11 protein-coding genes and 1 pseudogene are annotated in these 11,892 nt (G+C 66.6%); 8 read left to right on the top strand and 4 right to left on the bottom strand.

Annotated features, from left to right (window positions below):
• Nucleotides 1-50: 50 nt before the first annotated feature.
• Entirely contained in the window at nt 51-839 is a 789-nt protein-coding gene (locus tag ACWGH4_RS20630) for an MBL fold metallo-hydrolase (RefSeq protein WP_453462837.1), read from the bottom strand.
• 96 nt (nt 840-935) lie between these two features.
• Between ACWGH4_RS20630 and ACWGH4_RS20625 the strand changes: the two genes are divergently transcribed.
• Entirely contained in the window at nt 936-1,544 is a 609-nt protein-coding gene (locus tag ACWGH4_RS20625; RefSeq protein ID WP_453462834.1) for an ABATE domain-containing protein, read from the top strand.
• Between the two features lie 267 nt (nt 1,545-1,811).
• Here ACWGH4_RS20625 and ACWGH4_RS20620 read toward each other — a convergent pair whose 3' ends face one another.
• Both ACWGH4_RS20620 and ACWGH4_RS20615 read right to left on the bottom strand, forming a co-directional pair.
• Entirely contained in the window at nt 1,812-2,240 is a 429-nt protein-coding gene (locus ACWGH4_RS20620; RefSeq protein WP_453462831.1) for a ribosomal maturation YjgA family protein, read from the bottom strand.
• A gap of 402 nt (nt 2,241-2,642) precedes the next feature.
• The gene (locus ACWGH4_RS20615) at nt 2,643-2,813 is read right to left on the bottom strand and encodes a hypothetical protein (RefSeq protein ID WP_453462828.1); all 171 of its coding nucleotides are present in this window, start codon (nt 2,811-2,813) and stop codon (nt 2,643-2,645) included.
• Nucleotides 2,814-2,940: 127 nt separating this feature from the next.
• Here ACWGH4_RS20615 and ACWGH4_RS20610 point away from each other — a divergent pair, with 127 nt between their 5' ends.
• On the top strand, nt 2,941-3,789 hold the full coding sequence (locus ACWGH4_RS20610) for a helix-turn-helix domain-containing protein (protein ID WP_453462826.1): 849 nt from the start codon (nt 2,941-2,943) through the stop codon (nt 3,787-3,789).
• Nucleotides 3,790-3,896: 107 nt separating this feature from the next.
• Here ACWGH4_RS20610 and ACWGH4_RS20605 read toward each other — a convergent pair whose 3' ends face one another.
• On the bottom strand, nt 3,897-4,100 hold the full coding sequence (locus tag ACWGH4_RS20605) for a hypothetical protein (protein ID WP_453462823.1): 204 nt from the start codon (nt 4,098-4,100) through the stop codon (nt 3,897-3,899).
• A 91-nt stretch (nt 4,101-4,191) separates the two neighbouring features.
• Between ACWGH4_RS20605 and ACWGH4_RS20600 the strand changes: the two genes are divergently transcribed.
• From ACWGH4_RS20600 to ACWGH4_RS20575, 6 genes and pseudogenes are all read left to right on the top strand, one after another.
• A complete protein-coding gene (locus tag ACWGH4_RS20600) occupies nt 4,192-4,563 on the top strand; it encodes a hypothetical protein (RefSeq protein WP_453462820.1) in 372 nt (123 codons plus the stop codon).
• Between the two features lie 375 nt (nt 4,564-4,938).
• Complete coding sequence (locus ACWGH4_RS20595; protein ID WP_453462817.1) at nt 4,939-6,066, top strand: hypothetical protein; 1,128 nt, start codon at nt 4,939-4,941, stop codon at nt 6,064-6,066.
• Complete coding sequence (locus ACWGH4_RS20590; protein ID WP_453462814.1) at nt 6,063-7,289, top strand: hypothetical protein; 1,227 nt, start codon at nt 6,063-6,065, stop codon at nt 7,287-7,289. The genes ACWGH4_RS20595 and ACWGH4_RS20590 overlap by 4 nt, the downstream gene beginning before the upstream one ends.
• On the top strand, nt 7,286-9,061 hold the full coding sequence (locus ACWGH4_RS20585) for an Hsp70 family protein (protein WP_453462811.1): 1,776 nt from the start codon (nt 7,286-7,288) through the stop codon (nt 9,059-9,061). Before ACWGH4_RS20590 ends, ACWGH4_RS20585 begins: the two co-directional genes overlap by 4 nt.
• A 1-nt stretch (nt 9,062) precedes the next feature.
• Complete coding sequence (locus tag ACWGH4_RS20580) at nt 9,063-10,400, top strand: hypothetical protein (RefSeq protein WP_453462808.1); 1,338 nt, start codon at nt 9,063-9,065, stop codon at nt 10,398-10,400.
• A gap of 242 nt (nt 10,401-10,642) precedes the next feature.
• Nucleotides 10,643-11,650, top strand: a pseudogene (locus ACWGH4_RS20575) (IS630 family transposase).
• The last annotated feature ends 242 nt before the right edge of the window (nt 11,651-11,892 follow it).

The following is an 11,892-nucleotide window of genomic DNA, read 5'->3' as shown; positions in this document are numbered from 1 at the left end:
TGGCGGGCCCCGGCCGGTGTGGACGTGGTTCCTGAACGGGAGGTTTCCGCTCAGGCGCGCCGGACCCAGCCCTGGTCCAGGCGGTCGGCCAGGCCGGCGGCGGCGAAGGCGGCCTCCAACTCGTCACGGCCCTCGGTGAAGTGGGCCCAGCTGTCGTGGTGGACGGGGACGATGCGACGGGCACCCAGCATGCGCGCGGCCTCGGCGGCCTGGGCGCTGTCCAGGACGAGCAGCCCGCCGTCGAAGAGCATGGGGAAGCGGGGCGCTCCCGCGAACAGGATGGCGGTGTCCACCGGGCCGAAGCGCTCGGCGATCTCCCTCACCGCGTCGAGCGAGGCGTTGTCCCCGCTGACATAGACGGTCGGCAGGCCCTCCCCCGTCAGGACGAAGCCGACGACCTCACCGGTGAACGGCTCGACCTCCTCGCGCGGGCCGGGACCGTGGACGGCGGGGACACCGGTGACGGTGATCGTGCCGCCGCCCGGACGCTCCAGTTCGATCGACTCCCAGTCGGCCAGGCCCTTGGCCTTCTCCCCCAGACGCTTCCCGCCGCCGGGGGTGGTCAGCGTGAGCGGGACGTCGGCGAGCAGGGCGCGGCCGGAGGTGTCGAGGTTGTCGGCGTGCTCGTCGTGCGAGAGCAGGACCACGTCGACGGGGCCGAGCTCGGCGGGCGTGGCCGTGGAGGGCGCGGTCTTGGTCAGGGTCGCACCGGCCGAGGGGTAGTCGCCGGGGCCGTCGAAGGTCGGGTCGGTCAGGAAGCGCAGGCCGCCGTACTCGAACAGGGCGGTCGGGCCGCCGAAGACGCGGACCGGGAACTGCTGGGCGTCGTGCTGGGACATGCCGTCTCCTCGTTTCTCACGGATAGCTTGCACTTTTTCCGTGATGCCCAGAGTAAGCAAGCATCACGGAAAAAGGCAATCGCTACCATGAGAGATATGGACGAGACCCTGGCCACCGACATCGTGAAGACCGCCCTGCCCCCGGCCCCCGGCGCCGACCGGTACCGCTCCCTGGACTTCGCCGACACCACCGCGACCCTCCCGGCCGGCCAGAGCTACGACCTGCTCGGCGCACCCAAGTCGGCCATGCGCTGGCTCGCCGCCCATGACCTGACCACTCCCGACGTGCGGCTGTACGAGGTGTGCGCCCAGCGGATGCGCACCCTGCGCGGACATGTACGCGCCCTGTTCGCCGCGCGGGTCGACGGCGCCACCCCGCCGGAGGAATCCCTGCGCGCGGTGAACGAGGCCCTGACCGCCGTACCGACCGCACCTCTGCTCACCTGGGACGACGCCCAGGGGCTGCGCCGCGTCCAGGCCCACCCCACCGACCAGGCCGTCAACCACGCGCTCGCGACGCTGGCCGCCGACGCCGCGGACCTGCTCACCGGACCGGACGCAGGCCTCCTCGCGGCCTGCGGTTCCGCCCCCTGCGACCGGTTCCTCCTGCGCACCCACGGCCGGCGCCACTGGTGCTCCACCCGCTGCGGAGACCGTGTACGTGCCGCCCGCGCCTACGCCCGCCGCAGCGGTGCCGCGGACTGAACACTGCCGTTCGCGGGGCGGCGCGGCCGCCTCCGCCCGTCGCATCCGACGCTTCACGAAGGTGCCCGGGCTCGCGAAGCCGCTGCGCGTGCCGACCCCGGCTCCGGGCCTGGGCCCGGGCGATCAACGATCGTGAGGACCACGGCGCATGACAGCCCGTATCGCAGCGCTTTGCCAACGAGTGCCCGGACTTCCCCTGACAGCACGGGCTGCCTCGGCGAGTTCACCGGTCTCGAGGCCGGATACCGAGGTACCGGCCTTCCCCGCTTACATGCGAGCGGAGACCGGAGTCGACAGCAGGCCTGAGCGGCGTGCGAACGAGGCGTGGGCAAGCCCTCCCAGGGCGGCGCCAACGGCGTACCAGAGAAGGTCGGGCGGGTTGAAGGTGGATCCGAGGACGAGCCGGGCGACGACGCTCCGCCCGGACAACTCGGCCGGCAACGGGGTGAGTTGCAGGAACTCGACCGCCCAACTGAACACCAGCGCCGCCCCGGCGGCCGCGAGGGGTCGCGCCCGAGGCGCCACGAGCACGACGAGCGCAAGGATCAGGACGGTGTACAGCGCGTCCCCCGCGTACTTCGCGACACTGCCCTGCGCCATGGCCCTGACGCCGAGTCCCGCCACGACCGTCAGGACCGCCGCCGCGGCGGCGGCCATCCGGGTGCGCGAGGGGCCACCGAGCCGCTGAGAGGTCATGTCGATCACAGTAAGGGCTCCCCCTCGCGCCCGGCCGGGCCCTGGGACGCTCTCGGGGAAAAGCAAAGGACCCCAGGCGAACTGGGGTCCTGCTGGTGGGACGTTCACGAGATCCCTGGCGTAACAGGGCTAATTGATGTTGAGGTTCCCGCGGGCGGCAAGATCACTCCCCGCGTGTATGCACGCGCAATCATTTCTCGGATGCCTTACGCCCTGACGCGGTCGTCGATCAAAGGCCCTGCCGCCGCTCTGTCTGCGTCTCGCACGGGAAGCACGAGCAGGAGGAACTGCCGCCCCCGGGACCCAACTGTCCCAGCGTCGGGCCGTCCAGCTCAGCGAGGGAACTTCACTCCTTCGTCGTGACCAACACCTGAGCTTGAGGGAGGGCCGGGCGGACCAGCTTCACTTGAGTCGCTTGACGAGTGGAGACACGACCTCGTAGAAGCCCCTGAGGTCATCGACGATCCTCTCGACCGCAGCCACTGTCCGTCGGAGCTCTTGGGCTATCTGCTCGGCCTTGTCGGCGATGACTCGGGCGCCTGTGGCGGGGTCGATCGTGAACTGGCGGCTCATGTGCAACTTCCTCTCCTGCGGGCGTGACTGCGTCTGACTCGCGGAGCGAGAAGACGCATCATGGTAGATTTCACGAGTTCCTAGTGTTGTGAAATGAAGACTACACGGTCCACGAGGAGTCGGTGAAGTGAAAGCAGGATCCAGTTCAGCGGTAGCCTTCGGTCGCGTGTTGCAGGCGGCGCGCAAGCACTGGTCGAAGACCCAAGCCGATGTCGCTAGCTACTTCGATCCCAAACTCTCCGTGGCCGCTGTCTCGATGGCCGAGAGCGGCAACCGTCCGCCCAAAACCGAGGCTATGGTCCGTGGCTACGCCGCCGCCTTGGAGCTCGACGAGGATGCTCTGCTTCAGCTCTGGTGGGCGATGCAGGGGATGATCGGGGTCGACATCTGGGCCGAAGACCTGCCGGTCCCCATATGGTGGCGTGAGTTCGAGGCGAGTCCTCAGGCAGAGTTGGACCATCACCAAGCCGGTAGCGTCGCCCGTGGGGCCTGGACCCCGAACGAGGACTTTTACGAGCCCTCACTGGAACTATTCGCCCTCGCCGAGGCGATCTGCACGATCCTGAAGCGCCTGCTGGGCGACTCTTGGAAGGTTGGCTATAAACACGAGATCGGCCTCCGCGACCCTATCGACGGGCGCCTCGCAGCGGTCATCATCGAACTGCGGGCAAAGGTTTCGGACGGGGATGAGTCGAATAAGTCCCTCGAGTTGATGGCCACGTTCGCATGCCCGGAACCCGTGGCTCGACCTGTTCCGCCCGAGCCGACGGCGAGGACCAACACTGAGGCCATGTCGTCCGACGTCGCATGGATCCTGTCTTCGGTCGAGGCAATGCCTGCCCGCGAGCGAGCAGCGGTCGCGGGATTCATCCATGGGCTGCGAGAGGGAGCAAGCCTCTTCTCCGAGGAGGTCTCTTCGACGCCTGCGTCGCAGACTCCTGTCAGCAAGGGGCAGCGAACGCGGCACCGGACATGACGCTGGCCGAGCGGGCTGCCACCCACATGGTCCTCGACGACCCGCTCCCCGTGGCCCAGCTGGTGGAGGCGCCGCGGCATTGCGGGGCGCACGATCAGGCCGCCGCCCTAGCGGAGCGGCGTGCTGCCGCCCACTCCACCCTCGACGACCCGCGCTCCCTGGCCCGACTGCTGGAGGTCGGAGCGCAAGCAGGCCGTCGCCCGCGCCCCCACCAGCTCCCGGAAGCGGGCTGGCAGCGAGCCGCCCGCGCCACCGCACGCCGCCGTCCAGCGGACCGTGCCCTCCGCCGACGCAGCATCCGAATCACCCATCACCATCGACCCACCGCACAGGTCGCCACGCACCAGATGGCTTCGGCCTGATCCCCAAACCGCCTTGCCCTGCCCCAACAGGAGTGTCTCAATGACCAGCCGAAGAGCGCCCCGCCCCCGCCTCGCCTTGTCCGCTCTTCGGACCCGCCATGCCCGCACCGCGTACCAGCGCGCCCTCGACCACCACCGGCTCGGAAGCGCTCCTCTACAACTGCTCGCCGTCCTCGGCGCCGACATCGCCTTCGGCTCCCTCGCCTGGCTGACCGGCAACCTCACCAACGCTCCACTCGGAACCGGCCCCTTGGCGCCGTTCAAGGCAACCGACGCGCTGCTGCGCCCCGACGCGCTGTATCCGCGCCTGAGCCCCACTCTGATGGTTGGTGCGCGAATCGAGCGCAGGGGCGAACTGGTTCTCCTGCTGACGCAGATGCGCGTCGAGGAAGGGGACCACAGCACCCCGTGACGTCGCAGCCGGCCTGCCGCCGCCCCCGCGACCGAGCACGGCTTCGGGACCCTGCTCACCCAGCACGCCCCGTCATCTGCCTGCTCGACCGTCGCCGACTCGACGAGACCCTCCACAATTGGGCCCTCACCCGCCTTCCGGGCACCGGGGCAGTTGCCGGGGTGGCGGCCCACGGCCGAAGTGTTCGGGATGCGCCGCGTACGCCTGGGCGAGGGTGCGCTCGCTGCTGGCGGGCGAGGCCGGCGGTGCCGTTGTGCACGGACAGCCCATCACAAGCCGATCTCACTCAACCCGTGACCTCGCAAAGTCCCTGCGCTCCGACTAGCCTTCCGAAGGCGTAGGGGGACGCAGATCAGCAAGCGACAGGAGGGGTACGTGGGGTTCTGGCACACCGGCTACATGGAGTTCCATGAGCCGACCGGATTCGAATCGGCCGGACCGCCAGCCCCGCCAAAGCCCCCTCGGTTTCCCTGCGCTGAGTGTGGACTCGTCTTCTCGTCCGAGCGCGCCCGCCGAGTACACCGCTTCGACGGTCATGCGACCAAGCGGCCGATCCTCCTCTTCAGGGGACGAGAGTGCGGACGCACGCGCTTGATGGTCACGAGCTCCAGCAGCTCCGCCGATTGGGTGACATCGGATGTCGAATCCATCACCGTCAACGGCCGCGAAGCCTCGACATCTGAGGCCGCCGGCTTCCTCGCATCGGTGAAGGTTGGCGTCCAGACAGTGGCTGTTTCCAATGGCCCACTGAAGCGGACCTTTGAGTTCGATTTCTGCCTTGCAGAAGAAGACGACCTCTGCCTCGTCGACCAGGCCTTGGAGAAGCTCATCTCCAGTCGCGAGTTGAGTCGCAACGCAATCGACACCTTCATCATGCGTGCCGGCCGCGGAGTGACGGCCCGCCGTTACCGCGAAGGTCTGGCGACATACCTGTATGGCGTGCTTGCGCGTGAGGCGGTCGAGGACTCCGGCCGGGTAGATGCGTCGGGTGCGCCGCTCTACGAGCAGCGGTACAACAGCGCTGTCTCTCTACTGTCGACCTTCGACCGACCCGCAGCAGAGGCGATCTGCGGTTTGGTCGCGTTGCACTACAACCAGTTCGCACTTGCGGTGCGCAAGACCAACAGCCACCGCGTCTCCGATGTCGCGGCGCGGTTCCGATCCATCCTCACAGGCGGCTCATTCGTCACGACAAGCCTGGCCGACCGGTCGCACGGAAGCTTCGATCAGGCCTTGAGTGACTCCGTTACCGAGGACCTCCTGGACGTCGGTGCAACGGCTTTGGACGGGCCCCAGTCACCCGTGGTTACCCAGCTGCTGCCCTCGCTGGGCGAGCTCCGGCCCCAAGACCAATTCAAGGTCCGCCTCATCGCGGCTGAGGCGCTGCTCGCTGCGGGAGACATCGATGGTGCATCACGACACGGCGAGGCGCTCAGGCACTCTAACGAGACCGGCGCCTGGTACGCAGGATTTCGGACCCGATTGCAAGAGGTAGGACGTTGAGCAACGAGACCATCCCAGAGCCCGGCGCGGAGTCGTGGCTGAGCGACCCCGCGTCGCCTACCGCTACCGGCGACGGCACCGCCTCGGCCGCGCCTACTGACAATGCGCCGGCGGCATCCGTTGCGGAGGAGGGGCAGCATCGGGCCAAGGCCAAGACGAAACCAAAGCCGATCATTACCTCGATCGAGGAGTTGCTGACGTTCGCCTACAAATCGAAAGCTCGACTGCTTGAGTTCCCGAAGGAGGACCTCAAGAAGCTGGCGATTACCGACGAAGGCATCACGTCACAGAGTGCGCTGGTCGCGTCTCTCGCGCCCACAGACCCAACGTTGTCGACCCCGTTCAAGCTGCTTCAGTATGCGGCGCGCCAGGGGGTCCCGCTCAAGCGTGCCGAGGATGGTGACCTCGCGCGGGCGTTGAACCGGCTCGTTGACCTCGCGGTAGTCGCACTGGGTCACAGCCCGGTGTTCCGGGTCTGGGTGGACCAGCTGGTCGATCCCCGCAAGGATCCGCAGCTCCCGACCGAACACGTGCGTGACGAGGCCCGGCGGGTCGACGCCGACAAGCTTGGACTGCCCCCGAAGCAGTTCAAGGCCGCAGACAGTGAGCGCCTCGTCAAGAATGCGATCGCGTGCTACGGACTCCTCCGGGCGCTCCAACGTGAGTGGACCCTGGATCAGTTCATCGATGAGTCGTACGGCTCTGTCTGGAGGCACGAGGCCCCAAAGGCAGCAGGGCTGGAGCGAGCCGCCAGCCAGGTAGGGGCAAGCAGCGATCTCGGCGTGCTCGGGATTGTCAGCGAGAACTACCTGGCCCGGGTCGCCCGCTTGGATCAGCAGGTCACACAACTCGAGCATGAGGCTGGCGCTGCTCGGAATCGCGAGACTCGGCTCCGCGATGAGCTTTCGACCGTCAAGGAGCGTGAGCAATCTGCGATGGCTCGCGCCGACGCGTTTTCTGCCGACGTGGTGCGACTGCAGAAGGAGCTCGCGGCTGAGCGCGATAACAGAGTGGTCGACAAGAGCCATATGGCGGACGACTACGAAACGCTGCGAACGCGCATCATCCGGCGTCTCGGGGGTGAGATCGATCTGCTTACCGATGGTCTGCACGCACTCCGGAACGGTGCGCCCAACGTCGCGGAGGAGTTCCTCGACCGTTCCCTGCTTGCCCTCACGCGTGAGGTCGAGCAGCTGAAGGACGCGTCCGGAGGCTTCGCGTGATCGTCGGGTTTGACTTCGGAACGACCAACAGCCTGGTTTCGGTGGTAGTTGGTGACCGCGTGATCGACGTGATGGACGTCGAGACTGGCCGGCCACATCCCTCGATCGTCCGGTACGAAGGTGAGCAGGTAGTCGTCGGCCGCCAGGCCAAGGACGCGTTGGGTGCCGCGGGCATTGGGGTGCACGGCAACACGGTGAAATCGCCAAAGTTCCTCCTCGGCGAGGAGGTAATCGCCGTCGGAGGCGTCGACCGGAGCCCGGTGGACATCGTTGCGGACGTCGTGCGGCACGTCCGATCGGAGTCCCTGCGCAGTCCGCAGCGGAAGGTGCTCGGCGGCCTCGACAACGCTGTGGTCACGATCCCCGTGACCATGAATGGGCACCGACGCGCGGCGCTGCGAGAGGCGTTCGCCGGGGCCGGGATGGGTGTAGCCCAGTTCGTCCACGAGCCGCTCGCCGCCCTCTATGGGTTCATCCGGGGAGCAAACGACCCAGAAGAGATGGCGCGGCGGCTTGCACGACGAAACGTCCTGGTTGTCGACTGGGGCGGCGGAACACTGGACCTGACTCTCTGCCGAGTCGACGAAGAACAGGTTCGACAACTTCGTAACGGTGGCTCGACCCAGGTCGGCGGCGACGAGTTCGACAAGGTAATTCGCGACGAGGTCGTGAAGCGCGCTCGGGCTCGCGGAAGTGTCACTGACGACGACCTTGCGATCCCTGAGGCTGAACTCCGGCTCCTCCAGGACGCGGAGCGCAACAAGATAGAGCTCTCGGCTGACCGCGTTGACGTGACGTTCTACCGGCCAAGTTACTTCCAATCAGGTGCCACGTTGCAGTACCAGCTCACGCGTCAGGAGCTGGATGAGATCACGCGGCCACTCGTGACGGCAGGCATTGATGAGATCGAGTCGCTGCTCGGCAGCCTGTCGATGGCGCCCGGCCAGGTCTCGCTAGTCGTAGTGGTCGGCGGCATGGCGGCCATGCCCGCGATTCGGAGCCGGCTGCACGAGTTGTTTGGCCCGGACCGAGTTGAGGTGCCGACGAACAGTGCCACGTTGATCTCACAAGGAGCTGCGTGGATTGCGCATGACAGGCAAAGGCTCCGACTGGCAAAGCCCATCGAACTCGAGCTCGCCCGCGGGTCGTTGATGCCGCTCCTCGCTGCGGGCACTGAAATGCCTCCCGGTGGAGAGGTCAAGCACGAAACCCTCCACCTGTATTGCGCGGATCCGACGGACGGGAAGGCGAAATTTCCGATCGCTACTCCGACCGCGTTGTCATCACATCCGCAGGCGAGCGAGCGGCGAACGTCGCTGGGAATGATTACACTCGGCGTCGACGAGACCGCGCCGCCGCTGCACGAGCGCCTCGAGCTGAAGGTCGTTCTCGACGACGACTTGGTGTTGTCGGTCAAGGCGTCATCAAGTCAGAAGCGTGATCGGGTCACGGCGTCGTACTACGACCTGGAGTTCGGTCTTGGCCTCCCGGCTTCGGCTATGCCCGGAGGTGCAGCCGCAGACCCAAAAGCACCTGAGGAGTCCATAGTCGTGCCACAGGCGGGACTGGTCGTCCGTGCGAATGTGGCGAGGGACAAGGACCATGCGACCGTTCCCGGCGACGTGCTGTATCGGCATAATTCAAGGGCCTTCACCCGGCACGTGCGCGACGGAGCGACAGAAGCCCAGGTGCGGGAACACCTGTACTACAAGCCGTGCGCCGTCTGCAAGCGCAAGTGGGGGCACCCGGAATGTCGATGCGGATCGGCGTGACATGGCGAGCGCTAAGGCACTCGTGCGAGTGCTTGACCACGGAACGGAAGTCGAGTCTGGACTCCGCCGTCCGATTCGTCTGACGCCCGATGGATATGCGGGCGTCGCGTATGCGGGCTCCGTCTACCCACTCCGGCAGGGCGATCTCATCGACTTGGACGGATCCAGCTGGGAACTCGCGGACTGCGATCGTTTCCTGTTCGCCGGAGCAGAGGTTCCGTACGCTCCCATTGCCGGTGAACCGCTGGAGGCGGCCAGTGGTTTCGAGGTCGAGTGGCACCTCGAAACCAACCAGTACGGGCATTACGTCGTCTTCAACGCGCCGGAGCGCGTTGCCAGCAGCTTGGTGTCAGCGCTTGAGGACGCAGATCTCAACGTCCAGCGCTGGGACGTCAGCCATCGTCCAGCAGATGACGGCAACTTCTACGACTGGTTTGCGCGCCTTCGGTTCAAGGGCAGCCAGGCCGAAGCACTTGCGCTCGTCGGGGCTGTCATCGCACCGCCGTCGCCTCTCGCGCCGGCGGTGCCAGTCACGGATCCGACTACCGCTCGACTTGCTGATGCCGAGGCTCGGATCGAGGAGCTGCTCAACCAGCTGTACGTCGCGACACGCAAGGGCGAGGCGGCTGAACGTGAGCTCGCGCAGCTCCGTCACGATCTTGCGAACGCCGAAGCGAGCGAGCATCGATACCGAGAATCCGTTGCCCTGGCAGAACGCCATCATTCAGATCTGCGCGAGCAACTCGCCGTGCTCCGACAAGGCCTGGGAGGCATGGCTGACACAGCGGAACTGGTGAAAAGCCTCGCTGACGCCGAGGAACTTCGAGAACTCGCTCTTGCCGAGAACTCCTTGCTGCTGGAGCGTGTGCGAGCGGCCGACTCGGAAGCCGCAGAAAGCGGAGCACGCGCTGACAACTTGGCGGCGCAGGTAGACGCACTCCTTGGGAGAGTGTCGGAACTTGAGGCCCTGGAGACGGAGCGACTTCGCACCGCGACCGCCCAACGGTCTCGGCGTGGGGGTGTCATTGAGTTCTTGCCTCAGGCGTTCAGCCGCCTCGAGTTCGTTCTCGATGCAGTCGATGTGATCGCCAACCTCGACTCGCCAGCATCCACGATGAGAGCACTTGCTGAGATCGACTCTGGGCACCTTGTAGGGAAGGGCCTTGAGGGAATGCGTGGCTGGTTTGAGGTGACGAAGTTGGCAATGGGCATCGCGGGAAGCCAGCGACTTGGCCGCATCTACTACAAGCCGGACGGCCAAAGAGTGCTTGTCAGTGTGCACATCGAACAGGACGACAAACAGCAAAGACGCCACATCGAAAGGCTGCGAGCCTTCTGACCCCGGTTACCGGCGCCTGAGGGCAGCCTCGATGTCGGAGCATTCGACGCGCAGTTCCTTGGCGTCGGGCCTGGCGGTCCAGTGCCGCAGATCGGTGACAATAGGCGGCGCACTCCGGAGTAGGACCAGTGCCGTCCCGATCGTGCCGCACCAACTCGGCCTGAGTACAGGCTACCTACTGAGGTTGAACTCGTGGAGTCGTAGGGGCTGACGGCTCGTCGCCCGTGCGGTATCACCGGGGCATGCGGTATCCACAAGGGGCGGGCTGGGCTGACCACCAAACGGCAGCAGTTCCGCGAGGAGATACGGCTGAAGGCCGCCGAGAGGCTCGCCCAGGGCGAGGCGAGCTCGGTGATCGCCAGGGACCTGCGGGTCAGCGTCCGCTCGGTGCAGCGGTGGCGGCGGATGTGGGATGAGGGCGGTCCGCGGGCTCTGCGGTCACAGGGGCCCGGCATCGTTGCCGAGGCTGAGTGAGAAGCAGTTCGCCCAGCTGGAGGCGGAGCTGGCAAGGGGCCGGCCGCGCACGGCTGGTAAGACCAACGCTGGATCCTGAGCCGTGTGAAGACGGTGATCGGCCGGCGCTTCCACCTGACCTACACGGTCCAGGGCGTGCGCAAGCTCTTGGTGCGCAACGGCTGGTCCTGCCAGGTCCCGGCCCGACGCGCCATCGAGCGGGACGACGAGGCGGTGGCCGGGTGGGTCAAGGAGGTATGGCCCTGCGCGGAAGACTCGCGGCGGCCCGTGGAGCCTGGCTCGTCTTCGAGGACGACGCCGGATTCTCCATGACGCCGCCGCAGGCGAAGACCTGGTCACAGCGCGGACGGACCCGGAGGTGCGGGTCCGTGGCCGTTCCCGCAGACGCATATCCATCACGGCGCTGACCTGCTACAAACCCGGCCCACCGGTCCCGGCTGATCTACCGGCCACGCCGGGACGACGGCCGACGCGGCGGCCGCAAGAGCTTCTCCTGGCGCGACTACCGCGACCTGCTGATCGCCGCCCACCAACAGCTAGGCGGCCCTATCGTGCTCATCTGGGACAACCTCAACGTCCACAAAGCCGCCGACCTACGAGAGTTCGCCGAAGCCCGGGACTGGCTCACCATCTACTACCTGCCGCCCTACGCACCCGACCTCAACCCCGTCGAAGGCATCTGGTCCCTCCTGCGACGCGGCTGGCTCTCCAACGTCGCCTTCAGCACACCCGAACACCTCGTCCAGCGCATCCAACGCGGCCTACGGCACATCTAGTACCGCAGCCACCTCATAGACGGCTGCCTCGCCGAGACCGGCCTGACCATCAGACCCACCTGAGCAACCCAGCGACATCACGAGTTCAACCTCAGTAATTGATGTTGAGGTTCCCGCGAGTCGCAAGATCACTCCCCGAGAGTATGCACATGCAATTTGTTGTTGGGCTGCACCTACGCCCCTGAGGTAGCGCGGGCCTTCCCCGCCGAGTAGCCGAGGGGTGAGACTCCCATCGGCTACTC

It is taken from the genome of Streptomyces sp. NPDC054847 (assembly GCF_053610925.1).
The sequence above is the reverse complement of the archived record's forward strand: the minus strand, read 5'-3'. Positions and strand labels throughout refer to the sequence as shown.

Bases quoted from the DNA above. Each gene is read 5' to 3' on its own strand.
- ACWGH4_RS20630 (WP_453462837.1), bottom strand. From the start codon at position 839: ATGTCCCAGCACGACGCCCAGCAGTTCCCGGTCCGCGTCTTCGGCGGC.
- ACWGH4_RS20625 (WP_453462834.1), top strand. From the start codon at position 936: ATGGACGAGACCCTGGCCACCGACATCGTGAAGACCGCCCTGCCCCCG.
- ACWGH4_RS20620 (WP_453462831.1), bottom strand. From the start codon at position 2,240: ATGACCTCTCAGCGGCTCGGTGGCCCCTCGCGCACCCGGATGGCCGCC.
- ACWGH4_RS20615 (WP_453462828.1), bottom strand. From the start codon at position 2,813: ATGAGCCGCCAGTTCACGATCGACCCCGCCACAGGCGCCCGAGTCATC.
- ACWGH4_RS20605 (WP_453462823.1), bottom strand. From the start codon at position 4,100: ATGGGTGATTCGGATGCTGCGTCGGCGGAGGGCACGGTCCGCTGGACG.
- ACWGH4_RS20600 (WP_453462820.1), top strand. From the start codon at position 4,192: ATGACCAGCCGAAGAGCGCCCCGCCCCCGCCTCGCCTTGTCCGCTCTT.
- ACWGH4_RS20580 (WP_453462808.1), top strand. From the start codon at position 9,063: ATGGCGAGCGCTAAGGCACTCGTGCGAGTGCTTGACCACGGAACGGAA.